Origin of the sequence: Enterobacter bugandensis (assembly GCF_900324475.1) — a bacterium.
Lineage (GTDB): Bacteria > Pseudomonadota > Gammaproteobacteria > Enterobacterales > Enterobacteriaceae > Enterobacter > Enterobacter bugandensis.
The window spans coordinates 2,494,263-2,519,931 of sequence record NZ_LT992502.1 but is presented as its reverse complement, the minus strand read 5'-3'; the positions used below and the strand labels follow the sequence as shown (position 1 = coordinate 2,519,931).

25 protein-coding genes and 2 pseudogenes are annotated in these 25,669 nt (G+C 53.2%); 19 read left to right on the top strand and 8 right to left on the bottom strand.

All coding sequences use genetic code 11. From position 1 onward, the window contains the following. Nucleotides 1–11: 11 nt before the first annotated feature. The 8 genes from DG357_RS12245 to leuE all read left to right on the top strand — a co-directional run bounded on the left by DG357_RS12245 (nt 12) and on the right by leuE (nt 8,869). The gene (locus DG357_RS12245) at nt 12–3,461 is read left to right on the top strand and encodes a host specificity protein J (protein ID WP_088205516.1); all 3,450 of its coding nucleotides are present in this window, start codon (nt 12–14) and stop codon (nt 3,459–3,461) included. Next, on the top strand, nt 3,461–3,763 hold the full coding sequence (locus DG357_RS12240) for a hypothetical protein (protein WP_016063576.1): 303 nt from the start codon (nt 3,461–3,463) through the stop codon (nt 3,761–3,763). The genes DG357_RS12245 and DG357_RS12240 overlap by 1 nt, the downstream gene beginning before the upstream one ends. Continuing rightward, nucleotides 3,760–4,440, top strand: a complete 681-nt coding sequence (locus DG357_RS12235) for a hypothetical protein (protein ID WP_224222676.1) — start codon at nt 3,760–3,762, stop codon at nt 4,438–4,440. Before DG357_RS12240 ends, DG357_RS12235 begins: the two co-directional genes overlap by 4 nt. A 111-nt stretch (nt 4,441–4,551) precedes the next feature. Next, nucleotides 4,552–4,785 (top strand): phage exclusion lipoprotein Cor, encoded by a 234-nt coding sequence (cor, locus tag DG357_RS23150; protein WP_022648875.1) that lies wholly within the window; start codon nt 4,552–4,554, stop codon nt 4,783–4,785. Between the two features lie 58 nt (nt 4,786–4,843). Then, nucleotides 4,844–6,163, top strand: coding sequence for a tail fiber domain-containing protein (locus DG357_RS12225; protein WP_159087780.1), 1,320 nt, complete (start codon nt 4,844–4,846; stop codon nt 6,161–6,163). A 237-nt stretch (nt 6,164–6,400) separates the two neighbouring features. Then, entirely contained in the window at nt 6,401–6,820 is a 420-nt protein-coding gene (locus DG357_RS12220; RefSeq protein WP_024907219.1) for a translesion error-prone DNA polymerase V autoproteolytic subunit, read from the top strand. A gap of 2 nt (nt 6,821–6,822) precedes the next feature. Then, nucleotides 6,823–8,091: a Y-family DNA polymerase gene (locus DG357_RS12215; protein WP_088205514.1), complete on the top strand. Its 1,269-nt coding sequence runs from the start codon at nt 6,823–6,825 to the stop codon at nt 8,089–8,091. A 133-nt stretch (nt 8,092–8,224) separates the two neighbouring features. Next, complete coding sequence (gene leuE / locus DG357_RS12210; RefSeq protein ID WP_088205513.1) at nt 8,225–8,869, top strand: leucine efflux protein LeuE; 645 nt, start codon at nt 8,225–8,227, stop codon at nt 8,867–8,869. A gap of 103 nt (nt 8,870–8,972) precedes the next feature. Here the strand turns inward: leuE and DG357_RS12205 are convergent, their stop codons facing one another. Continuing rightward, nucleotides 8,973–9,644, bottom strand: a complete 672-nt coding sequence (locus tag DG357_RS12205; protein WP_088205512.1) for an SOS response-associated peptidase — start codon at nt 9,642–9,644, stop codon at nt 8,973–8,975. A gap of 390 nt (nt 9,645–10,034) precedes the next feature. Then, nucleotides 10,035–10,202 (bottom strand): annotated as a pseudogene (locus DG357_RS23145) (site-specific integrase); the annotation flags it as partial. 1 nt (nt 10,203) lies between these two features. Here DG357_RS23145 and DG357_RS23140 point away from each other — a divergent pair. The 6 genes and pseudogenes from DG357_RS23140 to DG357_RS23135 form a co-directional block, all read left to right on the top strand. Further along, nucleotides 10,204–10,341, top strand: a pseudogene (locus DG357_RS23140) (hypothetical protein); the annotation flags it as partial. Nucleotides 10,342–10,419: 78 nt separating this feature from the next. Next, the gene (locus tag DG357_RS12195) at nt 10,420–10,764 is read left to right on the top strand and encodes a DUF1294 domain-containing protein (protein WP_088205604.1); all 345 of its coding nucleotides are present in this window, start codon (nt 10,420–10,422) and stop codon (nt 10,762–10,764) included. A gap of 95 nt (nt 10,765–10,859) precedes the next feature. After that, on the top strand, nt 10,860–11,288 hold the full coding sequence (locus DG357_RS12190) for a VOC family protein (RefSeq protein WP_028013318.1): 429 nt from the start codon (nt 10,860–10,862) through the stop codon (nt 11,286–11,288). A gap of 64 nt (nt 11,289–11,352) precedes the next feature. Further along, nucleotides 11,353–11,550 carry a hypothetical protein gene (locus tag DG357_RS12185; protein ID WP_028013317.1) on the top strand — a complete coding sequence of 66 codons (198 nt, stop codon included), beginning with the start codon at nt 11,353–11,355 and terminating at the stop codon, nt 11,548–11,550. A 3-nt stretch (nt 11,551–11,553) separates the two neighbouring features. After that, entirely contained in the window at nt 11,554–11,976 is a 423-nt protein-coding gene (locus DG357_RS12180) for a GFA family protein (RefSeq protein ID WP_041909734.1), read from the top strand. A 68-nt stretch (nt 11,977–12,044) separates the two neighbouring features. Further along, nucleotides 12,045–12,122 (top strand): hypothetical protein, encoded by a 78-nt coding sequence (locus tag DG357_RS23135; protein ID WP_223239581.1) that lies wholly within the window; start codon nt 12,045–12,047, stop codon nt 12,120–12,122. 332 nt (nt 12,123–12,454) lie between these two features. Here the strand turns inward: DG357_RS23135 and ompC are convergent, their stop codons facing one another. After that, entirely contained in the window at nt 12,455–13,594 is a 1,140-nt protein-coding gene (gene ompC / locus DG357_RS12175) for a porin OmpC (protein WP_028013315.1), read from the bottom strand. A 389-nt stretch (nt 13,595–13,983) separates the two neighbouring features. Beyond that, nucleotides 13,984–17,508, bottom strand: a complete 3,525-nt coding sequence (gene nifJ, locus DG357_RS12170) for a pyruvate:ferredoxin (flavodoxin) oxidoreductase (protein WP_088205511.1) — start codon at nt 17,506–17,508, stop codon at nt 13,984–13,986. 271 nt (nt 17,509–17,779) lie between these two features. Between nifJ and DG357_RS12165 the strand changes: the two genes are divergently transcribed. Next, nucleotides 17,780–18,046: a putative hemolysin gene (locus DG357_RS12165; RefSeq protein ID WP_028013313.1), complete on the top strand. Its 267-nt coding sequence runs from the start codon at nt 17,780–17,782 to the stop codon at nt 18,044–18,046. Here the strand turns inward: DG357_RS12165 and hslJ are convergent, their stop codons facing one another. The 4 genes from hslJ to DG357_RS12145 form a co-directional block, all read right to left on the bottom strand. Further along, nucleotides 18,047–18,484, bottom strand: a complete 438-nt coding sequence (hslJ, locus tag DG357_RS12160; RefSeq protein ID WP_028013312.1) for a heat shock protein HslJ — start codon at nt 18,482–18,484, stop codon at nt 18,047–18,049. It lies immediately after the preceding gene. Between the two features lie 126 nt (nt 18,485–18,610). Beyond that, the gene (locus DG357_RS12155; protein ID WP_008501283.1) at nt 18,611–18,739 is read right to left on the bottom strand and encodes a DUF2474 domain-containing protein; all 129 of its coding nucleotides are present in this window, start codon (nt 18,737–18,739) and stop codon (nt 18,611–18,613) included. Next, entirely contained in the window at nt 18,739–19,749 is a 1,011-nt protein-coding gene (cydB, locus tag DG357_RS12150; protein ID WP_063154245.1) for a cytochrome d ubiquinol oxidase subunit II, read from the bottom strand. The genes DG357_RS12155 and cydB overlap by 1 nt, the downstream gene beginning before the upstream one ends. Further along, nucleotides 19,749–21,149 carry a cytochrome ubiquinol oxidase subunit I gene (locus DG357_RS12145; RefSeq protein ID WP_088205510.1) on the bottom strand — a complete coding sequence of 467 codons (1,401 nt, stop codon included), beginning with the start codon at nt 21,147–21,149 and terminating at the stop codon, nt 19,749–19,751. The genes cydB and DG357_RS12145 overlap by 1 nt, the downstream gene beginning before the upstream one ends. A gap of 393 nt (nt 21,150–21,542) precedes the next feature. On the opposite strand from DG357_RS12145, the gene ymcF reads away from it, so the two are divergent. The 4 genes from ymcF to DG357_RS12125 all read left to right on the top strand — a co-directional run bounded on the left by ymcF (nt 21,543) and on the right by DG357_RS12125 (nt 25,669). Beyond that, on the top strand, nt 21,543–21,731 hold the full coding sequence (gene ymcF / locus DG357_RS12140; RefSeq protein ID WP_028013309.1) for a cold shock small protein YmcF: 189 nt from the start codon (nt 21,543–21,545) through the stop codon (nt 21,729–21,731). Nucleotides 21,732–21,812: 81 nt separating this feature from the next. Next, entirely contained in the window at nt 21,813–23,222 is a 1,410-nt protein-coding gene (locus tag DG357_RS12135) for an aminotransferase-like domain-containing protein (RefSeq protein ID WP_088205509.1), read from the top strand. A gap of 270 nt (nt 23,223–23,492) precedes the next feature. Next, nucleotides 23,493–24,638 (top strand): putative ABC transporter substrate-binding protein YdcS, encoded by a 1,146-nt coding sequence (ydcS, locus tag DG357_RS12130; RefSeq protein WP_028013307.1) that lies wholly within the window; start codon nt 23,493–23,495, stop codon nt 24,636–24,638. 17 nt (nt 24,639–24,655) lie between these two features. Further along, nucleotides 24,656–25,669, top strand: coding sequence for an ABC transporter ATP-binding protein (locus DG357_RS12125; protein ID WP_088205508.1), 1,014 nt, complete (start codon nt 24,656–24,658; stop codon nt 25,667–25,669).

Below are 25,669 nucleotides of genomic sequence, written 5' to 3'. Positions count from 1 at the left end.
ATGGGCGCAATATGGCTATAGCAACCGCTATTAAAGGCCGCAAGGGCGGCAGTTCAAGCTCAAGAACTCCTACAGAACAGCCAGACGATCTGCAGTCAGTAGCCAAGGCAAAAATCCTTCTCGCGCTGGGAGAGGGGGAGTTTGCTGGTGGCCTTACTGCGCGCGATATTTATCTCGATGGCACCGCACTTGAGAACGCAGATGGTTCACAGAACTTCAGCGGTGTGGCGTGGGAGTTTCGTTCTGGAACTCAGGCGCAAAAATACATTCAAGGGATCCCGGGTACCGAAAATGAAATCAATGTAGGCTCCGAAGTTTCCAGCTCTACAGCGTGGACGCGCACGTTCACTAATACGCAACTTTCAGCTGTTCGCCTGCGTCTAAAATGGCCTTCTCTCTTCAAACAGGAGGATGATGGCGATCTGGTTGGCTATTCGGTCAACTATGCAATTGACCTGCAGACAGATGGCGGCTCCTGGCAGACAGTGCTGAATACCAGCGTGACCGGGAAAACGACGTCAGGTTATGAGCGCAGCCACCGTATTGATTTACCTCAGGCGGGCAGCACCTGGACCATCAGGCTGCGCAAAATTACAGCCGATGCCAATAGCGCGAAGATTGGCGACACGATGACGCTGCAAAGCTTCACAGAAGTAATCGACGCCAAACTTCGATATCCGAACACTGCGCTTTTGTACATTGAATTTGACTCGAGCCAGTTCAATGGCTCAATTCCGCAAATTTCCTGCGAGCCTCGCGGACGTGTTATTCGTGTGCCCGATACCTATGACCCGGAAACACGAACGTACAGCGGCACCTGGACGGGCGCATTTAAGTGGGCATGGACGGATAACCCTGCGTGGATATTTTACGATCTGGTGGTCACTGACCGCTTCGGCCTTGGTAATCGGCTAACGGCAGCCAACATCGACAAATGGACTCTTTATCAGGTCGCTCAATATTGTGATCAATCGGTACCGGACGGTAAGGGTGGTAGCGGAACTGAACCGCGTTACACCTGCAACGTTTACATTCAGGATCGAAATGACGCTTACACTGTCCTGCGTGACTTTGCTGCCATTTTTCGAGGCATGACCTACTGGGGAGACGAGCAGATTGTTGCCCTTGCAGACATGCCCAGAGATGTCGATTTTACCTACACGCACGCTAACGTAGTCGACGGCAAATTTGTTTATTCCAGCAGCACAACCAAAAGTCGCTACACAAATGCTCTTGTTTCCTGGTCAGATCCGGCAAATGGCTATGCTGATGCAATGGAGCCCGTCTTCGAGCAGGCTTTGGTGGCGCGCTATGGTTTCAACCAGCTTGAGATCACCGCCATCGGTTGCACCCGGCAGTCTGAGGCTAACAGAAAAGGGCGCTGGGGAATCCTGACCAACAATAAAGATAGGATTGTAACGTTTGACGTTGGTCTGGACGGTAATATTCCTCAGCCGGGCTACATAATTGCTGTTTCTGATCGCAATCTCTCTGGTCGAGATTTAGGCGGTCGATTATCCGCGGTTAATGGTCGTGTACTCAAACTTGACCGGGTGCCAAGTGCTAAGGCCGGTGACAGGATAATGGTAAACCTGCCGTCGGGTATTACCCAATCCCGGACGATTCAGTCCCTGTCAGGTGGAATGGTTACCGTGACAACCGCCTTTAGCGAATTTCCGCAGACTGAGGCTGTATGGGTTATTGAATCTGATGAACTTTATGCGCAGCAGTACAGGGTAATTAGTGTCACCGATAACAATGACGGGACATATACCATCACGGGGGCAAATCACGATCCGGATAAATATGCCCGTATCGATACAGGTGCCGTTATAGATCAGCGGCCGGTAAGTGTCATCCCTCCAGGTAATCAGTCGCCGCCAGTCAACATCGCGATCAGCTCGTTTTCGGTGATTCAGCAAAATATCAGCGTCGAAACCATGCGCGTAAGCTGGGGCCAGGCACAAAATGCCATCGCCTATGAAGCGCAATGGCGCCGCAACTACGGTAACTGGGTTAACGTGCCGCGCAGCTCCACCACGTCATTCGACGTCCCCGGGATTTATGCCGGGCGCTACCTGGTGCGCGTACGCGCAATCAATGCTGCAGAAATCTCGTCCGGATGGGGCTATTCAGAAGAGAAAACGCTGACGGGTAAAGTGGGCAACCCACCGAAGCCGGTTGGCTTCATCGCTTCTGAAAACGTGGTATTCGGTATCGAACTGAACTGGGGATTCCCCGCGAATACCGACGACACGCTGAAGACGGAAATTCAGTACAGCCTGACCGGTACCGAAGACGATGCGATGCTGCTGGCCGATGTGCCTTACCCGCAGCGCAAATATCAGCAGATGGGCCTTAAGGCTGGGCAGATTTTCTGGTACCGCGCGCAGCTGGTGGACCGCAGCGGCAACGAATCAGGTTACACAGAATGGGTGCGCGGTCAGGCCAGCATCGATGTTTCCGATATCACCGATGCAATCCTGGAGGACATGAAAGGCTCCGATACGTTCAAAGACCTGATCGAGAACGTGGTGGACAGCAACGAAAAAGTTGCAGGCATGGCAGATGACATCAAAAAGCATGCCGACGAACTCGAGCGGCAGGCGAAAGACATCCAGGAGAACGCTGACGGGCTGGCGCAGGCTGAAATGAAGATCGACGAGATTTCTGTGTCTATGGACGGCATGACGGGCGGGGTGAAGAACTCAGCCATTGCCATTATCCAGAACGGGCTGGCGCAGGTGGCAGCGCGTAAAACCCTGTCTGCATCGGTCGCCGGCAACAGCGCGAATCTGGACCGTATTGATGAGGTGATTGTCACTGACAGGGAGGCAACGGCACGCGCATTGCTGAGCCTGCAAACGAACGTCAACGGTAATACGGCATCGATCAATAGTCTGAGCCAGACGGTTTCGAATTATCAGCAGGCCACGGCGACGCAGATAAATGCCATCACTGCGACCGTCAATGGGCATACGGCCTCGATAACAACGAATGCCCAGGCCATTGCGAACGTAAACGGCCAACTCAGCGCGATGTACAACATCAAAGTTGGGGTAACGAGTAATGGCCAGTATTACGCCGCAGGCATGGGGATCGGGGTGGAGAATACGCCATCAGGGATGCAGTCACAGGTTATCTTCCTGGCCGACCGTTTTGCTGTTACCTCCCAAGCTGGCAGCACTGTTTCTTTGCCATTTGTTATCCAGAACGGGCAGACATTCATCAATGATGCGTTCTTCCGTGATGCGAGTATCCAGTTCGGCAAAATTACGGATTCTCTGCAGTCTAATAATTATGTTGCCGGAAGCGCTGGCTGGCGCTGGGGTAAAGACGGAACGATGCAGAACTACGGGAGCGACAGTTCCGGAGGCATGAAGCAGACTAACGTCACCATCAGCATTCGGGATGCTAACAGGCTCCGTGTTCAGATAGGCAAACTTACAGGAGTGTTTTAATGGCCTGGGGTATTCAGACCTGGGACGCCAACGGCATCCCGAACAACTACGGTATCAAACCCGTATCAGTGGTAGGGCGTATTCAGCTTTCCGAGGGGCAAACCTCGGGCAACTGGTCCTTTACCATTCCGGCGGGGATGAAGGTCGGATTTGCGGTGTCCCTTGATAAAGGCGCGGTCTCGGTGGGTCGACGCATTATCGCTAACGGGAACACCATCACTCTCAGCACTGCCAGCGAAGTTGGTATTGGTAATTATCCGGCCTCGGAATGTGAACTGGTGGTCTTCGTGGAGAATGCATGATGGCAGATTATGGTGCACTGATTGCGCTGGAAAGCGGAAATCCGTTTATTACTCCTCAGTCAACGCCGTTTTGTCTGTACAGAAAGGTAGTGGTTAACTCAGTGGCAAATGGGGCATACCACGGTGCTTCTGCGACGGTAGCTCTGGATGCTTCTTATCCGGCGATGGTTTTTTGCAAAACGAGTAATACAGCCCAGCCCACTACAGTCGGGGCAACCCGGTCAGGAGGAAACATTCTTGTTGGTTCAAGCAACGCTTATGGTCAGTCACACACTCTGACGGCGTACATCTTTGCCATCTTTCCACAAACGTTGCCCGACTGGGGATTTGCTGTCTGGGATGAAGCTGGAAAGCTGGTACTGACAAACGAAAGCCGCGTGCTTACTGACCTCGTTACTGTCGGAACACCAGGAGCCTCAACGGGAGGGATTAACATTGATGTTACGTTGCAGGGTAGTTATGCGGTAGCACCTGCAATTCTGGGCTCACAAATCGTACAGAACAACAATACCAGGCCTCCAACAATCGTGAATATAACAGCCTATGCAGGCTGCCGCTTTAACGGTTCGTCGACCAGGATAAATGCCGCGCCTTCGACAACAGCTACTGGTTCTGCAGCGGGAGGGACAACCACAGGAATAGCATTGACGGCCATCAACACCGCAGCCTATGACTGATTGATCGTTTTGAGCGATCAATAACAAATAATTGATCTACATAATCAATTATACCCATCGATTTTGTATTGATATCTTCGAACCTACTGAATTCCTCTGGATACTTTCAAAATGAAAAGGCTAATTATCAGCATGGCGATCGCTTTAATGCTGTCTGGTTGTGCTGGTGTACTTGAGAAACAGGAACCTATTTGCAGCGGCACGGCATATATGGGTGACCATGAGAATACCGTTATGATTTACGGCGTTCGAAAACAAAACAACCAGACTCAATACCGGGCCGGATATCCCTTCAACTGGCGTTGGGTAAGTGCGAACACATTCACAAGCACGACATGTAAATAACTCACGACTTTGAATGCAAACCTCGCCTCGGCGGGGTTTTTTATTGCCTGGAGAAAATATGCTTTATAACACTGGCACCATCGCCATTAACGGAAACACCGCCACCGGCACGGGCACGAACTGGACGGCACCGGCCAGCCAGGTTCGCGCTGGCCAGACGATTATCGTCATGTCTAACCCGGTTCAGATGTTCCAGATTTCATCCGTGGACAGTTCCACCTCGATGACGGTTACACCTGCCGCCGCTCCGGCACTTAGTGGCCAGAAGTATGGAATCCTGGTGTCCGACAATATCTCTGTCGACGGACTGGCACAGGCAATGTCGCAGCTCATCAAAGAGTATGACGAGAATATTGGCGCGTGGGAGACGTTCGCCACAACCTCAGCCAATCAGAGCATCACTGTAACCATCAACGGCACCTCCGTAACCATCCCTGGCATCGGTAAACTGGCACAGAAAGGGAGCAACGGTGCGCTTGCTGTCGCAGACGGCGGAACCGGCGCAACGAATGATGCAGACGCTCGCACAAACCTCGGTTTGGGAAACAGCGCCACCAGGAGTGTTGGGACGGTAACTGGTACCGTAGCTGCTGGCGATGATTCTCGCATCACTGGTGCCCTTCAAAAAACTGGCGGGAAACTTACAGGACAACTGGATTTGGTAAGTGCACCGCTTGTGGCAGACGGTAACTCGGTTATTGTTGCAAATGGTGGTCTTGATGTTGATTTAGCAAAAGGACTAGCGTTAAGAGGAAGAGTGCAGCAGGGGGCGGGCAAAAACAATAATATACTGGTGGTATCTGGAGATGGTGATACAGGCGCGACGGGATATGTAGGTGCATTCCAGTATAACTGGTATACCGATGGCTGGATTACAGGGATTACCCGTGGTTCAGGAACTAACACGCTGACGTATTCGATTTACTATAACGGTGCATCTTATGGTACAGGGGATAAACGATGGAGCTTCAATTATGATGGTTCCGCCACTTCTCAGGGGGCCTGGGTTAATGGTTCTGACGAGCGCCACAAGTCCAATATAAAGCCGGTGTCGACCCCACTCGCCGCCGTACTATCCATGCGGGGTGTCACGTATGACGTTCAGGATGGTGGTCGGGGTGTAGGACTTATTGCCCAGGATGTAGAAAATTGGTGTCCGGATGCCGTTAAGACATATGGAGATCGTGAATTCAGTGATGGCACTGTGATTGAGAATTTCAAATTTCTCGACACATCAGGCGTGTCTGCAGCATACCACACCGAAGCAATCAAAGAACTTTTTACCCTGGTGGAACTGGTACTTATCGATCCGGAAAAAGCACGTGATGTAATCAACGTGGTCAAAGAAGCCACTAAGCCTAGCCAGTCAGGTTTGTAAACATTACTCAGGCATCTAATAAGTAAAACGCCGGACATCGCATGCAAGAATTTGCGGCGGCTTAAATCTGCTCATTAAGAGTTACTGCCATAAAATTTACAAAACTCATAATTCGAAGCGACATAGAAACTTAGAAACGAAACGGCGAAGCTTTAAGCAGTGACGATAGTGCCTGTATCTTGCGGACACTTACAAATAAAACTACTGTATATAAAAACAGTATTTGAGGTGTGTGCAATGGAATTCATCAGGCCAACAGAACTGCGAGAAATTATCGCTCTTCCGCTTTTCAGTGACTTAGTACAATGTGGTTTCCCAAGCCCCGCAGCTGATTATGTTGAACAGCGTATCGATCTCAATGAGTTACTTGTCGCTCATCCGAGCTCTACATATTTCGTCAAAGCCGCGGGTGATTCAATGATCGAAGCCGGGATAAGCGACGGTGATCTGCTGGTGGTGGACAGCTCCAGGACTGCTGAGCATGGTGACATTGTCATTGCCGCAGTAGAAGGGGAGTTCACTGTTAAACGTCTGCAGCTTCGTCCAACCGTCCAACTCATACCGATGAACAGCGCATACTCGCCAATTATTGTCGGGAGTGAGGACACGCTCGACGTATTCGGCGTCGTGACTTTCATTGTTAAATCGGCGAGCTGAGTATGTTTGCGCTCTGTGATGTGAATTCGTTCTACGCATCATGCGAGACGGTGTTTCGGCCCGATTTGAGAGGGCGGCCAGTAGTTGTTCTCTCGAATAATGACGGCTGCGTAATCGCGCGCAGCGCCGAGGCCAAGGCCGCTGGAATTACCATGGGAGAGCCTTTCTTCAAACAAAGAGAGCTTTTCCGGCGTGCTGGCGTTGTTTGCTTCAGCAGTAACTACGAGCTTTATGCGGACATGTCGAACCGTGTAATGACGACGCTCGAAGAAATGAGCCCCAGAGTAGAAATTTACAGCATTGACGAGGCCTTTTGCGATCTGACTGGTGTTCGCAACTGCCGGGACCTGACTGACTTCGGCAAAGAAATCCGTTCTACGGTTCTAAAGCGTACGCACCTGACAGTTGGGGTCGGCATCGCGCAGACCAAAACCCTCGCTAAGCTCGCAAACCATGCCGCCAAAAAATGGCAGCGGCAAACGGGTGGGGTAGTGGACATATCCAATCTCGATCGCCAGCGCCGACTGCTTGCTCTGGTTCCGGTGGAGGACGTCTGGGGCGTCGGCAGGCGCATCAGTAAGAAGCTGAACGCCATGGGCATCAAAACGGCTCTGGATCTCTCAGAACAAAGCACATGGATTATCCGTAAACATTTTAACGTGGTACTCGAGCGAACGGTCCGGGAGTTGCGCGGCGAGCCATGTCTCGATCTGGAGGAGTTCGCGCCCGCAAAACAGGAAATCGTCTGTTCACGATCTTTCGGTAGCCGTATCACTGACTATGAAGAAATGAGGCAGGCTATCTGCAGCTACGCAGCGCGTGGGGCTGAAAAACTACGCGGCGAGCACCAGTATTGCCGTTTTATTTCTGCTTTCGTTAAGACGTCGCCGTTTGCACTGAACGAGCCATATTACGGCAACAGTTCGTCGATAAAATTACTGACACCAACTCAAGACAGCCGCGACATCATCAATGCGGCCGTAAAATGTCTCGACAAAATCTGGAAGGATGGTCACCGGTACCAGAAAGCCGGCATTATGCTGGGTGATTTCTTCAGCCAGGGCGTGGCACAGCTAAACTTGTTCGACGAAAACGCACCGCGGGCAGGTAGCGAAAGGTTGATGGAAGTGCTCGATCACCTGAACGCTAAAGATGGAAAAGGCACGCTCTACTTTGCCGGGCAGGGCATACAACAGCAGTGGCAGATGAAGCGAGAAATGCTTTCGCCGCGGTATACGACGAGATACTCAGATCTGCTTAGAGTCCGATAAATTTTCCTGATGTCTTGGTCCGCTCTGTGCCAACAGCAGACATTGGCTTAACAAGAAAGTAGCCGTGATGTGTTTTCATCTTCGCTGGTTCCATTAGAATAGCCTCGTTGAAAACGAGAGAACTGGAGTGAAAATGTTTGCTGATTTTGGTGTCGTGAATTTCTGGACGTACCTGCTTGGTGCGACGCTGATAGTCCTTGTGCCAGGCCCTGAAACCATGTTCGTGATTAAAACGAGCATTACCAGCGGCATCAAGCGGGGCTTTGCTGCAATATTTTCCATTCTGCTTAGCGACGTTATTCTGGTTCTTCTGGCATGGTGTGGGCTGGCGGCGGTCATAAGCTCAACCCCTGCCTTATTTAACGCCATCAAGTACGCAGGCGCTGCTTATCTTTTCTATCTCGGTGTCCAGACAATACGCGCTATCTTTAAGCCGGCTGTCGAAACGAGTGAGGAAAAGAAATCTTCATCTGATACCGGGGGGATCATCGGACGCGGAATGCTGGTTACGCTATTGAATCCAAAGACGCTGCTGTTCTATATATCCTTCTTCGCCCAGTTCATTAATGTTCAGGCTGAACACTCCTGGATGGCTTTTATCATTCTGGCAGCAGTAATGTTCGCAATTACTCTCGTTTATTTCGGCTTTCTCGTTTTCTGCGGCTCTTATCTGCTTAGCCGTCTTAAAGGCAACCGACGTCTTTCTGCAATCGGAAACGCGCTGGTAGGGATGTTCTTCATTGGATTTGCCGCAAGACTCGCAAGCGCAACTTCCTGACTGGACACTTAAGCCGCCGTGAGGCGGTTTTTTTTACTTTCTTCCTGGGATGAGACGTCCGCACCTCGCTCATTTCGGACGTGACAGGTCTCTTTTGACCTTACTATTGTGATGCCTCAGTTAGCTCCGGACCCTGGTTTTTTACATTGCCCACGGCGCGTGTCACGGCGTGCCAGATAAACTTGTCGGCTGGCACAGCTCCGTCGGCCGCTATCTCCTCAGCTTCTTTGCCGCTTACATCCTGCCGCATCCACTCCCTCGCCGCTTCAGGTGACAGGACCAGCGGCCTGCGGTCGTGAATGTCGACCAGGCCTTTGTCGGCTGCAGACGTCACTATCAGAAAGCCTTCCGCTTCATCGCCGCGCTCGAATGGCGTGCTGCCGATCGCCGCCATGAATATTGGCTGGCCGTCGGCACGGTGGATGAAATACGGCTGTTTCTTGTCGCCTTCCTTCTTCCATTCGAACCATCCATCCGCAAAGCAGATCGCCCGGCCATGCTGCCACAAAGGTTTAAACATTCGACTGGTGGCCGCAGTTTCGACGCGCGCGTTAATCAATGGCGGCTTATCCCACCACCCGGGCGCGTAGCCCCAGAATACCGGATCGAGGTGCAGTTGTTCGTCGCGTTCGCTCAATAGCAGCACTTTGGTTCCTGGCGCCACGTTGTAACGACCAATCGGTTCCGGATCAAACGCAATGTCACGATCGGCTTCATCGGCCAAGTATGCCAGATATTCTTCACGGGTTTGGGCTTGTGCAAAACGTCCACACATAGAAACCTCCAGTCATGACCTTGACTGAAGTATAGGGCAGGGAGAGAAAGTAGCGCGCTGGTTAAGTCTTACAAACGGATTCGTGGCGATTATGCTGATCAGCTTGGTAAGCGTAAAGGGGGGTGTTGCGAAACTGGAAGGAGCTACGCAAAAGAAGGTTATTTGGGGGCAAATTTAGGGGCAAAAATGCGAAATAGGGGCAAAAAAAGGGCACTAAAAATGTAGTTCTGGGTAGCTTTAGGGAGAAGCTATTATGCTATAACTAATTGAATTAAATGATAAAATAAATGATATCAATGGGTTGGAAAAATCAGCGTAGCTTATTCAGGTTGTATTGTTCTTTCTTTGTATTTGATTGATTTTCTTGCATTTATTACTACCTTCGGAGCCAGTAGCGGCGAAAGACGGGTTAGCGCCGGCAGATAATAGCCAGCAGGCAAAAGTATGCCGCGTATGGTACGGATTCCGGCGGCGAATGCCAGCACGTTTTACACTCTGCGCAATAGCTAATAAAGCGTAGTCGGCTTTCTGTTCGCCATCCGGGAGGGGGGGACCAAAACAAACTGGCGTTATCGTTGAACGCGGAAGCCATAAGGTACTGCTTGCTCATGATGGCGCGTATGCGAAGCTTCACAAAATGCAATTCGGTGCGTCGAAGAGGTCATTCATTTTGAGGCCGCATGCAAAAGCGGGCTGATAGCACCTGACCGGATAATGCGTAAGATAGCGTATAATGCTTTCCCGACATACGCTTACATATTCCGTGACTGACCCTATGACATTAAATCGCTTTTGTTTTGTTCTGCTGATCTTCGCTGCGATCGGCAGCTTTTTTTCCTCGTATCCTTTTGCCATGTGGTTTCTGCTGATTAATATGCTGACGATAGCGATTTATGGTGTCGACAAAACGGCGGCACGAAAAGCGATGCGCAGGATACCGGAGGTCACTTTACTGACGTTTGGTACTGTGGGAGGGTGGCCAGGCGCCATATTGGGCCAACAGCTCTTTCGCCATAAAACGCAGAAGCAACCCTTCAAAACCTGGTTTTTGCTGAGCATCGTTGTGAATATTTCAGCCACGGCGGCGCTTTATCATTTCTGTCCCTTTATTCTTTTATGAACATCATCAGGACCGCACAAATTCACCGTTGACCTCAAGTTAACTTGAGCTTTTAAGATGGCTACGACATGTTGATACAGGAGTAACATCTTAAAATGAAAGACATTGATGTAGGATTCACTCATGTTGCGTTTATGGTCAGGGATCTGGAGAAGAGCCTTGCTTTCTATCGCCGATATGCCGGGATGGACGTCATCCATTCGCGTGAGCCCGATCTTCCAACTGCCCGTAAAGTGGCGTGGCTAACTGACCATACGCGTCCTTTTGCGCTGGTTCTGGTGCAGGCGGACACCGTGACCGATACGCCGCTGGGGCATTTTGGCCACCTTGGGATTGCCTGCGCCACGCGCGAAGAAATTGACAGAAAAACTGCGATGGCCGCTAAAGAAGGGGTGTTGAGGAAAGCGCCGGAAGATCTGGGTGATCCCGTCGGCTATTATGTCTTTTTTGCCGATCCTGATGGTAATACCTTAGAGCTCTCATACGGCCAGCGTGTCGGAATAACAGCGATCCAGGCGAAATAGTAAAACGCCTGAAAACGGTCTGAAAAATCCTGCTACGCTTGTTTGTTGTATCAGGAGCATGAGTATGAAGAACAAAGACGAACAAACAGGATTAGTGGGGTTGGCGATTGGGGCCGCCGTTATAGGGCTGGTTTCATCGCAAAAAACGATCGATCGTGACAGCATTGTCAACGAACTTGTCAGGCTGGGCAGGCAGAAAGGCGATGGTGTAGAAGATGAGGTTTTTCTCAAAGCTGCCGAACTGGTAAGAAAAGGGGTATAGCCAATGGCTGACATTCGTCATGCACAGTGCCACTGTGGTGCGGTGGCTTTTACCGTCGAACTGACTGACGGCTTGAATACCGCGCGGCGCTGCAGCTGCTCTTTTTGCCGTATGCGGGGCGCGGTTGTGGTCTCTGCACCGCTGTCGGGTATCACCGTGACCAGAGGTGAGGATAAGCTGACGGAGTACCGGTTCAACACGGGGACGGCGCGCCATTTCTTCTGCTCGGTCTGCGGGATTTACACGTTCCATCAGCGTCGCTCTAACCCAAATGAATACGGTGTCAATGTGGCCTGTTTTAAAAATGTGTCGCCGTTTGATTTCCCTGAAGTGACGGTGATGGATGGCGTAAACCATCCGAGCGACGGCGAAAGCGGCGTTTTTGGCTATCTCTCGTTTCGCAAAAAAGAGACCAATCAAGATTAATTACCGCCTGGCCTTTTTTTTAACAGCCTGGCTATAGTGGGAAGTGGGTTTCTAAAACAGGAGAAATTATGCTCTGTGTAGAAAAAGACGATCCGCGTGAGGCCCCGGAATCAGGGGATAAAAAACCTCAACCCGTGAAAAAATAACGCTCGAAATGCGTATGACCGCCACCGGCACTGCTGGTGGCTTTTTTCTGGGAATCACTGTTAATGGTGATCCAGATGGTTTAGCAGCGTGCCGAGATGCCCGACAATATCTCGAAAATCAAAGATTAACGCCATCCACAAGCATGCTAAAAGTGTCAGAATGGTAACGGATATACGACCAAACAACGCAGGTATCCTTAATGAAGAGGGGGATATCGGCGCAGTCTAACCCGCTTTCTTTCAACTTATCCTCAACAATATCGCGATAAAGCGCTGTTGTGAGACAAACATCAAAAAAAGGAGAGCCCGCATGACGCTGCGGGCTCTGACCATCAGAACTGGTAAACCAGGCCTAATGCAACGACATCGTCGGTGCTGATACCGTTGTTTTTGTAGAAGCTGTCATCTTCATCCAGCAGGTTGATTTTATAATCAACATAGGTGGACATGTTCTTGTTGAAATAGTAGGTCGCGCCTACGTCCGCATATTTAACCAGGTCCTGATCGCCCTGACCGTTGCCCAGGTCTTTCCCTTTAGACTGCAGGTAAGAAATGGCCGGACGCAGACCGAAATCGAACTGGTACTGTGCGGTCACTTCGAAGTTCTGAGTTTTGTTGGCAATACCACCGCCTGATTTGCTATCACCTGAACCGTACGGCGTCATATTACGGGTTTCAGAATACATCGCCGCCAGGTAGATATTATTTGCGTCATATTTGAGGCCTGCAGTCCAGGCATCCGCTTTATCACCACCCGCATATTGAGACGCAGCGCCAGTACCTGCGCTTACCTGGTCATTTGTACGGTCAGATGAGGCGTAGGCGGCACCGGCACTGAACCCCATGCCGAAATCATAGGTGGTTGAAATACCGAAGCCGTCGCCATTCTCATAACGCATGTCGCGGCCGTTGTTGGTGCCTTCCTGATTGTTGCTGGCATCTTCATTGTTGCCCTGATACTGCAGCGCGAAGTTCAGACCCTGCACCAGACCATAGAAGTCAGTGTTGCGGTAGGTTGCCACGCCGTTGGCGCGGCCGGTCATAAAGTTATCCGCATAGGTGTAAGAGTCGCCGCCGAACTCAGGCAGCATATCGGTCCAGCCTTCCACGTCGTACAGCACGCCATAGTTACGACCATAATCGAAGGAACCGTAGTCACCCACTTTGACACCCGCGAAGGCCAGACGCGTCCAGGACTGATTATCAGACCCTTCGGTGTTATTCGCCTGAATGTTATATTCCCACTGCGCGTAGCCGGTCATCATGTCGTTAATCTGCGTTTCACCTTTGAAACCCAGACGCATGTAGGTCTGATCGCCGTCTTTAGAGGCATCGTCGGAGAAATAGTGCAGACCATCTACCTTTCCGTACAGATCTAATTTGTTGCCGTCTTTATTATAAATTTCTGCCGCATGCGCGGCACCAGCCATTAACAGAGCTGGAATCATCAGAGCCAGTACTTTTCTTTGCATCGTGATATTCCTTTGCAGTTGTTTTTATTTGATTACCTGTTGAACTTCCCGGATAAGAAAGTTGTCTCATGCTAAATCACTCCTGCGAAAGAGTAATAAAATATAATTGTTACTAATTGAGTAAAATCTCAAATGAATAAATCCGCGGAAATGATCATTGTTGTGGTGAATGATTGAAAATGATTCATATTAAATAAAAATTATTAATCAGCGGTTGAATCAGGTAATCTCTGCCCCGTTATATGCCTTTAAGATTATTTATCCATAATTATCGTGAATGTCATTTGGGAAACTAAAGAGAGATTCATTAATTATCTGGATTAGCCCGATGTGAAGACATCGGGCTTTTTTTATGGCAAAAAAATGCCCGGACAAGCCGGGCAGTGGAGTTAGTCGCTGGTTGATTTTTCGGCTTTACCCGCCATTTGTGCCAGGAAGTCATACCGTTTTTGCAGATCTTCGGCGGCGTCTTTCCAGAGCTGTTCTGCCACCTCAGGCTGTTGCGCATTCAGACGGCGGAAGCGCTGTTCCTGCATCAGCGTCTCTGCCAGGGCATCTGACGGCGGACGTGAATCCAGCGCCAGCGGTAATTTGCCCTCGTCCGCACGGCGCGGATCGAACCGGTAGAGCGGCCAGAAGCCGGTGGCCGTCAGCTGACGCATCTGATCGTGGCTGAGGGCCAGGTCGTAGCCATGCTCTTCGCACGGGCTGTAGGCAATGATCAGCGACGGCCCCGGATACGCTTCAGCCTCCTGAATGGCTTTCACCGTCTGGTTAAGCTGCGCCCCCAGCGAGATTTGCGCGACGTAAACGTGGCCGTACATCATCATGCTCACGCCGAGATCCTTACGTGCCTTGCGTTTACCGTGTTCACCAAATTTCGTGACGGCGCCCAGCGGCGTGGCTTTCGATGCCTGCCCACCGGTATTGGAATAACATTGCGTATCCAGAACCAGAATGTTGACGTTTTCGGTCAGGCTTAACACATGATCCAGCCCGCCAAAGCCGATGTCGTAAGCCCAGCCGTCACCGCCAATCAGCCAGATCGATTTTTCGACCAGGGCGTCAGCGTCGGTCAGAAGCTGTTCAGCGCCGTCAGTTCCCTTGAGTGCGCTGCGAAGTGCAGCTACTTGCTCGCGACGAACCTCTGGCGTGGCTTCTGCGTGTAGCGCCGCGTTAAGTTCAGCCGGGATCTTATCGGCAAATTGTTCAAGCAGGCGCATCACACGCGCGCGGTGCTGGTCAACGGTGAGTCGGAAGCCCAGGCCAAACTCGGCATTATCCTCGAACAGGGAGTTTGCCCATGCCGGACCGCGCCCATTCGCATCGGTGGTGTACGGCGTGGAGGGCAGGTTACCGCCATAGATAGACGAGCAGCCGGTGGCGTTGGCAATCAGCATCCTGTCACCATACAGCTGGGTAAGCAGTTTGATGTACGGCGTTTCACCGCAGCCGGAGCAGGCGCCGGAGTACTCGAACAGCGGCGTGATCAGCTGCGAGGTACGAATATCAATGCGTTCCAGCTTGCTGCGATCGATTTCCGGCAGGTTCAGGAAGAAGTCATAATTCAATTTTTCTTCTTCAACGTGTTCAAGGCGCGACATCATATTGATGGCTTTGATGTCCGGGTTCTGGCGATCTTTTGCCGGGCAGACCTCAACGCACAGGTTACACCCGGTGCAGTCTTCCGGTGCGACCTGCAGAACGTATTTCTGGCCGCGCATGTCGCGGGATTTTACATCCAGAGAGTGCAGGCTGGCCGGGGCCTCTTCCATTGCTTCCGGTGACACCACTTTGGCGCGAATGGCTGAGTGCGGGCAGGCCGCGACGCAGTGGTTACACTGGGTACAGAGTTCTTCTTTCCAGATGGGGATCGCTTCGGCGATGTTGCGTTTTTCCCAGCGGGTGGTGCCCATCGGCCAGGTTCCGTCCGGCGGCAGCGCAGAGACGGGCAGGGCGTCACCCAGCCCGGCCAGCATGGCGGCCGTGACGGTCTTCACGAAATCAGGTGCGGAATCCGAGACCACCGGAGGGCGATTCGGGCTGGCGTCATTGACCGGCTGCAGCGGCACCTCGAACAGGGACTCGCGCGCCAGCGCCAGCGCCTGCCAGTTTCGCTCTACCAGCTCCTGCCCCTTGCTGCTGTAGCTTTTGGCGATGGCGCCCTGAAGTTCCACCAGCGCGCTGTCGCCCGGCAGGATATTGGTCAGATGGAAGAAGGCCATTTGCATGACGGTATTAATACGCGCGGCCAGGCCACATTCGCGGGCAATTTTCGCCGCGTTAACCACATAGAATCGGGCTTTTTTCTGATTCAGCACCGTCTGTACTTCCTGCGGCAGGCGTGCCCAGACCTCATCCGCATTGTATGGCGTATTAAGGAGGAAAATACCGCCGGGCTTCAGGCGCTCAGCCATCTGGTACTTGTCGATAAACTGCAGCTGATGGCAGCCAACAAAGTCGGCCTGAGAAATAAGGTAGGCCGAGCGGATGGGCTGCTCGCTGACGCGCAGGTGAGAAACGGTCAGACCGCCGGCTTTCTTGGAGTCGTAGACGAAGTAACCCTGCGCGTACCACGGGGTTGAATTGCCGATGATCTTGATGTTGTTTTTGGTGGCCGAGACGCTGCCGTCGCTGCCCAGGCCGTAGAACAGCGCTTCAAGTTTGGCTGTCGCAGGCAGGGTATTTTCCGGTAAAGGCAGGGAAAGATTCGTTACGTCATCATAAATGCCGACCGTGAAACGCGGCTTAGGTTTCGCTTCCCTTAGCTCGTTAAACACGGCCAGCACGCAGTCCGGGCCAAACTCTTTGGAAGACAGGCCATAGCGACCGCCGATAACGCGCGGTAGCGTTTCACGTTCGCCGTTATTAAAGGCTTCAGCGAGGGCGGTCATCACGTCAAGATACAGCGGTTCCGCGTGTGCGCCAGGCTCTTTGGTTCGATCGAGCACCGCCACGGTACGCGCGCTTTCCGGCAGGGCAGAGAGCAGATGTTTAGCCGAGAACGGGCGGTAAAGACGCACTTTAAGCACGCCGACCTTTTCGCCGCGGGTCAGCAGCTCGTCGACCACCTCTTCACAGGTGCCGATAGCAGATCCCATCAGCACAATCACGCGCTCGGCCTGCGGATGGCCGTAGTATTCGAACGGCTTGTACTCGCGTCCGGTTGCGGCGGCAAAGTCATTCATTGCCTGCTCGACGTGGTCATAAACCGCGTTGTACCACGGGTTTGTGGCCTCGCGTGACTGGAAATAAGTATCCGGGTTTGCCGATGTCCCTCGAATTACCGGATGTTCCGGGTTAAGGGCGCGGGCGCGATGCGCGTCGATTTCCGCCTGCGGCAGAAGCTCAAGGATAGTCTCGTCCGCCAGCGGGACGATTTTGTTGATTTCGTGAGAGGTGCGGAAACCATCAAAGAAGTGAATAAACGGCACGCGACTTTTAAGCGTGGCGATATGCGAAATTAAGGCAAAGTCCTGCGCTTCCTGAACGCTACTGGCGCACAGCATCGCGCACCCGGTCTGGCGCACGGCCATCACGTCTGAGTGATCGCCAAAAATTGAGAGTGCGTGGGTGGCCACGGTACGCGCCGCGACGTGCAGGACGAAGGGGGTCAGTTGTCCCGCGAGTTTGTACAGCGTTGGGATCATCAACAGCAATCCCTGAGAGGAGGTGAACGACGTGGAAAGCGCGCCAGTCTGCAGCGCACCGTGGACCGTAGCAATCGCACCCGCTTCAGACTGCATTTCAACCACTCTCGGGACATCGCCCCAGACGTTTTTTAACCCGTTTCCCGCCCAGGCATCCGCCTGCTCGGCCATAGTTGAACTTGGCGTGATCGGATAGATGGCGATAACTTCACTGGTGCGAAACGCGACTGAGGCAACTGCACCATTACCGTCAATAGTTTGCATAGGACGACACCCTTACATTGCGCAAAAAATAGGGGGCTGTCATAAGGCGACAAACCCTGAATATTATCTGTGTAGTCTAGCAAACAGGGGGTTTTACGATTTTCGCTTTTGTGTCCTCGGTATTCCCACCATCAATGGTTAGATCAAACTTAGGGCGAAAAAATTGCGAGAAATTGTTTCAGCGGCGCATAAATACGCACTTCCGCTCTCGACGACACGGGATGTGATGCCTATTATGCTTAGGTTTCGCACTAATTACGGGGAAGAGAGCATGCGTTCAGCATTTTGGGTAGGGTGTGCCGCGTTATTGTTGTCGGCATGTAGCAGTGAACCTGTGCAGCAGGCCACGGCGGCCCACGTGGCGCCGGGAATGAAAGCGGCAATGTCCAGTTCAGGCCAGGCCAACTGCGCCATGATTGGCGGCTCGCTGTCTGTTGCCCGCCAGCTTGATGGTTCGGCTATTGGGATGTGCGCCTTGCCAAACGGCAAACGCTGCAGTGAACAGTCGCTTGCCGTTGGAAGCTGCGGTAGCTACTGATTATTCTGCTCGCTTAAACATCAGCGTCTTATCGGCCGTCGCCAGCGTCAGCTGGTCTTCAGTCAGGTCGACCTGCGCCCCTTTGCGCAGCATGTCGCCGATGGCCTGATCCAGCTCGTTAAGCTGTGGTTCGGTACAAAGTTTGCGGGTCATCGCCAGCGTTTTCACTTTCAGCTCACCTTCGGACAGCTTTCCCTGCCCGTTGAAGCGGTTACACATCTGGCCCGAAACGCTAATGTTATCAATGAGGCTAATGTCGGGAAGCGCGTTAAAAGCGATCTCAGGCTGCGTTGTCATGCCCTTCACGGATTTGCCGTCCACGTTTTCCAGAACAAAACGGTGGCTCTTCAGCTGATCCGGCTGAACGGATGCTTTGCCCGGATTAACGCAGCCGCTGAGGACAAGGCTGATAACACTTAACGCGATGAGCTTTTTCATTTTTCTTCTCAAATAATAAATTCTGTGAATCTTTTACCAGTGTAACGATACTCTGCGGTGCGTTAATGGGGTTTATCTGAAAGTGCGGGGTGGTGCCGGGCAGCGCAGGGCTGCCCGGAATGAAGTTTAATGCGATTTAAACCCGGCAGCCGTCATCAGCATGCGAAAGAGCATGCTGACTGCTGCCAGCGCAAGTACGCTGCCGCCCCAGATAATGGCCAGCCACAGCAATCTTTTCCAGACAGGTTGTTGCATCAGTGATAACCCTCCCCAGGCTGAACTTTGCCGCGAAATACGTAGTAGCTCCAGAAGGTGTAGACCAGAATAACGGGAATGATCAACAGCGCGCCCACCAGCATAAAGCCCTGGCTTTGCGTCGGCGCGGCGGCCTGCCACAGGGTGATCGACGGCGGTATGATATGCGGCCAGATGCTGATCCCAAGCCCGCTAAAGCCGAGAAATATTAGCCCCAGCGTCAGAATAAACGGCCGAGCATGGCTCTCAGGATTACTCAGGCAGCGCCACTGGTAGAAGCTAAACATGACGACCAGGGCAGGGACTGGCAGCAGATAAAACAGATTCGGCAGCGTAAACCAGCGCGCCGCGATGGCCGGGTGCGCCAGCGGCGTCCAGAGGCTGATCGCTGCGATAAATGCCAGCAGCACGATTAACAGCGTTTTCGACACCTCACGCATCCGCTGCTGCAGCGCATTTTCGCTTTTCATCACCAGCCAGGTTGAGCCTAACAGCGCGTAGGCCACCACCAGACCCGCGCCGCAGAACAGGTTAAACGCGGTAAACCAGTCAAACGGTCCGCCGGTATACGTTCTGCCAGTGACGCTAAAGCCGTTAATGACGGCACCTACCGTCACGCCCTGGGTAAAGGTCGCCAGAACGGAACCGCCAATAAACGCCTTATCCCAGAAAGGACGGTGGGCCGGCGTGGCTTTAAAGCGAAATTCAAACGCCACGCCGCGGAATATAAGTCCGATCAGCATTAATGTCAGCGGAATGGTCAGAGCATCGATAATCACCGCATAGGCCAGTGGGAATGCACCGAACAGGGCGGCACCACCCAGCACCAACCAGGTCTCATTGCCGTCCCAGACCGGTGCGACGCTGTTGACCATCACGTCGCGATCGTCAGCGTTTTGTGTTGCCGGGAACAGAATACCGATTCCCAGATCAAACCCGTCCATGACGATATACATCAGCGTGGCAAAGACGATGATGACAAACCAGATAATGGAAAGATCGATACCCATTATGGCTGCTCCTTATGTTCAGCTGTGACGGCAGAAAGCGGTCGCGCCGGGCGACCATCGGACTCGGTGGCGAACGATTCATGCGGCTGCGGGCCTTTTCGGATGAGGCGCACCATATAGCTGTAGCCCACGCCAAATACCGAGCTATAGACGACGAAGAAGGCCAGCAGGCTCACGCTCATATGAAGGTCACCATGGGCTGAAACTGCATCCTTCGTTCGCTGGAGTCCGTAGACCACCCACGGCTGGCGGCCGACTTCGGTGGTGACCCATCCGGCCAGAATGGCAATCAGCCCGGATGGCCCCATCAGCAGGGCAAACCACAGGAACGGACGCGAAGAATAAACCCGCTTTTTATAACGCAGCCAAAGCGCCACTACCCCAAGCAGCAGCATCAGCATCCCTAAACCCGCCATAATGCGGAACGACCAGAAGACGATGGTGGAATTAGGACGGTCTTCCTTTGGAAACTCTTTTAGCGCAGGAACCTGTTTATCCAGGCTGTGCGTCAGGATGAGGCTACCCAGCGCCGGGATCGCCACTCCAAAGCGGGTGCGTTCCTGCTCCATGTCAGGCCAGCCAAACAGCAGCAGTGGGGTAGGCTCGCCCGGCGGATTTTCCCAATGGCCTTCAATAGCGGCAATCTTGGCGGGCTGATGCTTTAAGGTGTTCAACCCGTGCATATCGCCAACCAGGGCCTGGATGGGGGCAACAATCAGCGTCATCCACAGCGCCATCGAAAACATCGCCCGAATGGCAGGGGTATTATTCCCGCGCAGCAGATGCCATGCCGCGGATGCACCGACAAACAGGGCGCTACTCAGGAATGCCGCAATCGACATATGCAGCAGGCGGTAGGGGAAGGAGGGGTTAAATACCACGGCGAACCAGTCCACCGGTACCACCTGCCCGTTGACGATCTCGTAGCCTTGCGGGGTCTGCATCCAGCTGTTCGAGGAGAGGATCCAGAAGGTTGAGATAATGGTGCCCAGCGCCACCATGCAGGTGGAGAAGAAGTGCAGCCCTGGCCCCACTTTATTCCAGCCGAACAGCATCACGCCAAGGAACCCGGCTTCGAGGAAGAAGGCGGTAAGCACTTCATAGGTCAGCAGCGGGCCGGTAATGCTGCCTGCAAACTGCGAAAAGCCGCTCCAGTTGGTGCCAAACTGGTAGGCCATCACCAGCCCGGAGACCACGCCCATACCAAAGTTGACGGCGAAAATTTTCGACCAGAAATGGTACAGCGAGCGCCAGACTGGATTTTTCGTTTTCAGCCACAGCCCTTCGAGCACGGCAAGATAGCTGGCCAGGCCGATGGTGATGGCCGGGAAAATAATGTGAAAGGATACGGTAAAGGCAAACTGTATCCGCGCAAGGTGAAAAGCATCTAAACCAAACATGCACAGCCTCAATGTCAAACGGTGTACTGTTATGCTATAGGGGCAACGTTCGGACTTTCAGACGCAGAAAAGTGATTTTTAACCATAACAGTTGGCATAAAACGTATGCTTTAGCTATCAGATATACCTCGCCAACGAGGAATAAAAATATTCTTTTTATGAATTTTCCGCATTAAACCGCTTGCTTTGTCGTCATCGCCGTGCGTTAATGGTCTTCTGGTTTTGAGTCCAAAAAAATATCTGACGTAGTTTCATAAAGCAGTTCTCATCACGTTGTGCCTCTCCGCAGCCTCCCTTGGGTCTTTATCTACATTCCGATTAGTTTTGTTTAAAACCATTATTGCCTGATCGGCTCATGAGTAATTTACGTTTTTACGTTCACAGGAGAATCCTATGACTTCTTATATCCATTTCCGCTGCCCATGCTGTCATGGCTCGCAGTACCGTACCTCAGTCTTTGATGTATCTGAGAAAAACCCGCTCGGTGCGAAATGCATCTTTTGCAAATCGTCAATGATTACGCTCGATCACCTGGCCGCTGCGCGTCAGGCGCAAAGCCACGTTACCGAGTACCGTAAGTAATTTTTACTTAAACTATAACAGTTAGCAAAATCTTCTCTTTTTCTCCTGCTGATATACACTGTCGGCAATAAGGAGAATCTGATGAAAAAATACCAGCGTCTGGCGCAACAAATTATCTCGCAGATTGAGCTTGGCGTTTGGCTGCCGGGCGATAAGCTGCCTTCCCTCCGAGAGCAGGTGGCAAGCAGCGGCATGAGCTTTATGACCGTTGGCCACGCGTATCAGATGCTGGAAAGTCAGGGGCGCATTGTCGCCAGGCCGCAGTCGGGCTATTACGTTGCCTCGCGCCCGACCGCACAACAGCCTGCGCCGCCTGCCCAGGTAATGCGTGATGAAGCGGTAGATATCAACACCTATATCTTCGAGGTCTTACAGGCCAGCCGCGATCCGTCCGTTGTTCCTTTCGCCTCCGCGTTTCCCGACCCCCGGCTTTTCCCGCTTCAGCAGCTCAACCGCTCGCTGGCAAACGTCAGTAAAACCGCTACCGCAATGAGCGTGATTGAGAACCTGCCGCCCGGTAACGCTGAACTCCGTCACGCCATTGCGCGCCGTTATGCGCAGCAGGGGATGAACATCTCGCCGGACGAGATCGTCATTACCGCAGGCGCCCTTGAGGCCCTCAACCTGAGTTTGCAGGCGGTGACGGAGCCAGGAGACTGGGTGATTGTTGAAAACCCGTGTTTTTACGGCGCGCTGCAGGCGCTGGAGCGTCTGAAGCTAAAAGCGCTGTCGGTCGCCACAGACGTTCGGGAGGGGATCGATCTGAATGCGCTGGAGCAGGCGCTGAACGACTACCCCGTAAAAGCCTGCTGGCTCATGACCAACGGCCAAAACCCGCTTGGCTTCACGCTGAGTGCGGAAAAAAAAGCGCGTCTGGTCGCGCTCCTGACGGAGCACAACGTCACCTTGATCGAGGACGATGTCTACAGCGAGCTCTATTTTGGTCGAGAAAAACCTCTTCCGGCCAAAGCCTGGGACCGGGTAGATATGACGCTTCACTGCTCTTCCTTTTCAAAATGCCTGGTGGCGGGGTTTCGCATCGGCTGGGTGGCGGCAGGAAAACACGCGCGCCGCATTCAGCAGCTGCAGCTGATGAGCACGCTTTCAACCAGTTCCCCCATGCAGCTGGCGCTGGTGGACTATCTGGCGACAAAACGCTACGACGCCCATCTGCGCCGCCTGCGACGAACCCTCGCAGAGCGAAAACAGCAGGCGTGGCAGTCGCTTCTGCGCCATATGCCCGCTGGCGTCAAAATTCATCACAGCGACAGCGGCTACTTTTTATGGCTGGAGCTACCTGCGCGCCTGGACGCGGGGCTGCTGAGCGAAAAGGCCTTAACGCACCACATCAGCATTGCGCCCGGAAAGATGTTTTCCACCTCTGACGCGTGGACGCCGTTCTTCCGGTTTAATACGTCCTGGGCGTGGGGCGAGCGGGAAGAGCAGGCGGTCATTCAGTTAGGTAAATTAATTAGCACAATGATGGAATAACTTTTCCCCTTTATTTAAATAATCATTTCTTATCCTGACGACGGCACGGCAAATATTTTGCGGTGCCGTATCATATGAAATCTGCATACCGGCTTTCGCGGCTAACTCCTTGTCTATAATCCAGTTAACGGGGAATGCGTCCTCGGTCACACCTTGATGAAATTTCCTTAAGCCGAACGGTGCGGCGCATTTGCGCGGTCTACGTTTAATAAGGGAGATATTTTTACGGCACGGCTGCCGCTAAATTTCATTGCGACAGGAGTAACTCTTATGAGCAAAAAATTTGCCCGCAGCAGCCTGTGCGCGCTCGGCATGACTATCATGACCGCGCAAGCCGCAGAACCACCAAAGGCCATTGGCGACGGGGAAGGCCGACTGGATATTATCGCCTGGCCGGGGTACATCGAACGCGGACAGACGGATAAAAATTATGACTGGGTTACCCAGTTTGAAAAAGAGACCGGCTGCGCGGTCAACGTTAAAACGGCGGCCACGTCCGATGAAATGGTCAGCCTGATGGCGAAGGGAGGTTACGACCTTGTCACCGCGTCAGGTGATGCCTCGCTCCGCCTGATTATGGGAAAACGCGTTCAGCCGATTAACCCGGAACTGATCCCCAACTGGAAAACCCTTGACCCGCGCATCGTCAAGGGCGAGTGGTTTAACGTGGGCGGCAAGGTCTACGGCACGCCGTACCAGTGGGGGCCAAACCTGCTGATGTACAACACCAAAACCTTCCCGACGCCGCCGGACAGCTGGAGCGTGGTCTTTACGAAGCAGGATCTGCCGGACGGCAAAACCAATCAGGGACGCGTGCAGGCATACGACGGCCCGATTTATATCGCCGATGCGGCGCTGTTCGTCAAAGCCACGCAGCCGCAGCTGGGTATTAGCGACCCGTATCAGCTCACTGAAGAACAGTATGCCGCCGTGCTCAAGGTACTTCGCGACCAGCATGCCCTGATCCACCGCTACTGGCATGACACCACCGTCCAGATGAGCGACTTCAAAAATGAAGGCGTCGTGGCCTCCAGCGCCTGGCCGTATCAGGCGAATGCCCTGAAGGGCGAGAACCAGCCCGTTGCCACCGTCTTCCCGAAAGAGGGGGTGACCGGCTGGGCGGATACCACCATGCTGCATGCACAGGCAAAACACCCGATGTGCGCTTACAAGTGGATGAACTGGTCGCTCACGCCGAAAGTGCAGGGCGATCTGGCGGCATGGTTTGGCTCGCTGCCCGTCGTGCCTGAAGGGTGTAAGGCCAGCACGCTGCTGGGTGACAAGGGCTGTGAAACCAACGGCTATAACTATTTTGACAAAATCATGTTCTGGAAAACCCCCATCGCAGAAGGCGGAAAATATGTGCCTTACAGCCGCTGGACGCAGGATTACATCGCCATCATGGGTGGCCGTTAATCATCCGGGAGCAGAACATGACGTACGCGGTAGAGTTTAATGACGTTTCCCGTCTGTACGGCGACGTGCGGGCGGTGGATGGGGTCACCATTGCCGTTCGTGACGGAGAATTCTTCTCCATGCTGGGGCCTTCGGGCTCCGGCAAAACCACCTGCCTGCGTCTGATTGCCGGCTTTGAGCAGCTGTCTGGCGGCACGATATCTATCTTTGGCAAAGAGGCGAGCGCGCTGCCGCCGTGGGAGCGGGACGTGAACACCGTATTCCAGGATTACGCGCTGTTCCCGCATATGTCGATCCTCGATAACGTCGCCTACGGGCTGATGGTGAAAGGCGTCGACAAGAAAAAACGCCACGCGCAGGCTCGCGACGCGCTGGAAAAAGTGGGCTTAAGCTTTGCCGTCGCCCGCAAGCCTTCGCAGCTTTCCGGAGGCCAGCGCCAGCGTGTGGCCATCGCGCGGGCGCTGGTGAATGAACCGCGCGTCCTGCTGCTCGACGAGCCGTTAGGCGCGCTCGATCTCAAGCTGCGGGAGCAGATGCAGTTCGAGCTGAAGAAACTTCAGCAGGAACTCGGCATCACCTTTATTTTCGTCACCCACGATCAGGGTGAAGCCCTCTCCATGTCGGACCGGGTGGCGGTGTTCAATAATGGGCGCATCGAGCAGGTCGATACCCCGCGCGATCTCTACATGCGCCCGCGCACGCCGTTTGTCGCCGGTTTTGTCGGCACCTCGAACGTCTTCGATGCAGGCCTTGCGCATAAAGTCTGCGGCATGGAGGGCAGCTATTCCCTGCGTCCGGAACATATCCGCCTGAATGAGGGCGGTGAGGTTCAGGTGCAGGGCGTCGTCCAGGCCGTTCAGTATCAGGGGGCTGCCACGCGCCTTGAGATCAGGCTCGCCGACGGTGCCAAACTGCTGGTGAGCCAGGCCAATCTCAGCGATTTCTCGCCGCTAAGCGGCATTGCGCCGGGGCAGGCCGTCACGGCGTCGTGGTCGCGCGAGGCGATGATTCGCCTGCAGGAGGAGAGGTGA

What these genes read in the sequence shown, in the direction of transcription:
- DG357_RS12245 (WP_088205516.1), top strand. Translation starts at nt 12, where the DNA reads ATGGCTATAGCAACCGCTATTAAAGGCCGCAAGGGCGGCAGTTCAAGC.
- DG357_RS12240 (WP_016063576.1), top strand. Translation starts at nt 3,461, where the DNA reads ATGGCCTGGGGTATTCAGACCTGGGACGCCAACGGCATCCCGAACAAC.
- DG357_RS12235 (WP_224222676.1), top strand. Translation starts at nt 3,760, where the DNA reads ATGATGGCAGATTATGGTGCACTGATTGCGCTGGAAAGCGGAAATCCG.
- cor (WP_022648875.1), top strand. Translation starts at nt 4,552, where the DNA reads ATGAAAAGGCTAATTATCAGCATGGCGATCGCTTTAATGCTGTCTGGT.
- DG357_RS12225 (WP_159087780.1), top strand. Translation starts at nt 4,844, where the DNA reads ATGCTTTATAACACTGGCACCATCGCCATTAACGGAAACACCGCCACC.
- DG357_RS12220 (WP_024907219.1), top strand. Translation starts at nt 6,401, where the DNA reads ATGGAATTCATCAGGCCAACAGAACTGCGAGAAATTATCGCTCTTCCG.
- DG357_RS12215 (WP_088205514.1), top strand. Translation starts at nt 6,823, where the DNA reads ATGTTTGCGCTCTGTGATGTGAATTCGTTCTACGCATCATGCGAGACG.
- leuE (WP_088205513.1), top strand. Translation starts at nt 8,225, where the DNA reads ATGTTTGCTGATTTTGGTGTCGTGAATTTCTGGACGTACCTGCTTGGT.
- DG357_RS12205 (WP_088205512.1), bottom strand. Translation starts at nt 9,644, where the DNA reads ATGTGTGGACGTTTTGCACAAGCCCAAACCCGTGAAGAATATCTGGCA.
- DG357_RS12195 (WP_088205604.1), top strand. Translation starts at nt 10,420, where the DNA reads ATGACATTAAATCGCTTTTGTTTTGTTCTGCTGATCTTCGCTGCGATC.
- DG357_RS12190 (WP_028013318.1), top strand. Translation starts at nt 10,860, where the DNA reads ATGAAAGACATTGATGTAGGATTCACTCATGTTGCGTTTATGGTCAGG.
- DG357_RS12185 (WP_028013317.1), top strand. Translation starts at nt 11,353, where the DNA reads ATGAAGAACAAAGACGAACAAACAGGATTAGTGGGGTTGGCGATTGGG.
- DG357_RS12180 (WP_041909734.1), top strand. Translation starts at nt 11,554, where the DNA reads ATGGCTGACATTCGTCATGCACAGTGCCACTGTGGTGCGGTGGCTTTT.
- DG357_RS23135 (WP_223239581.1), top strand. Translation starts at nt 12,045, where the DNA reads ATGCTCTGTGTAGAAAAAGACGATCCGCGTGAGGCCCCGGAATCAGGG.
- ompC (WP_028013315.1), bottom strand. Translation starts at nt 13,594, where the DNA reads ATGCAAAGAAAAGTACTGGCTCTGATGATTCCAGCTCTGTTAATGGCT.
- nifJ (WP_088205511.1), bottom strand. Translation starts at nt 17,508, where the DNA reads ATGCAAACTATTGACGGTAATGGTGCAGTTGCCTCAGTCGCGTTTCGC.
- DG357_RS12165 (WP_028013313.1), top strand. Translation starts at nt 17,780, where the DNA reads ATGCGTTCAGCATTTTGGGTAGGGTGTGCCGCGTTATTGTTGTCGGCA.
- hslJ (WP_028013312.1), bottom strand. Translation starts at nt 18,484, where the DNA reads ATGAAAAAGCTCATCGCGTTAAGTGTTATCAGCCTTGTCCTCAGCGGC.
- DG357_RS12155 (WP_008501283.1), bottom strand. Translation starts at nt 18,739, where the DNA reads ATGCAACAACCTGTCTGGAAAAGATTGCTGTGGCTGGCCATTATCTGG.
- cydB (WP_063154245.1), bottom strand. Translation starts at nt 19,749, where the DNA reads ATGGGTATCGATCTTTCCATTATCTGGTTTGTCATCATCGTCTTTGCC.
- DG357_RS12145 (WP_088205510.1), bottom strand. Translation starts at nt 21,149, where the DNA reads ATGTTTGGTTTAGATGCTTTTCACCTTGCGCGGATACAGTTTGCCTTT.
- ymcF (WP_028013309.1), top strand. Translation starts at nt 21,543, where the DNA reads ATGACTTCTTATATCCATTTCCGCTGCCCATGCTGTCATGGCTCGCAG.
- DG357_RS12135 (WP_088205509.1), top strand. Translation starts at nt 21,813, where the DNA reads ATGAAAAAATACCAGCGTCTGGCGCAACAAATTATCTCGCAGATTGAG.
- ydcS (WP_028013307.1), top strand. Translation starts at nt 23,493, where the DNA reads ATGAGCAAAAAATTTGCCCGCAGCAGCCTGTGCGCGCTCGGCATGACT.
- DG357_RS12125 (WP_088205508.1), top strand. Translation starts at nt 24,656, where the DNA reads ATGACGTACGCGGTAGAGTTTAATGACGTTTCCCGTCTGTACGGCGAC.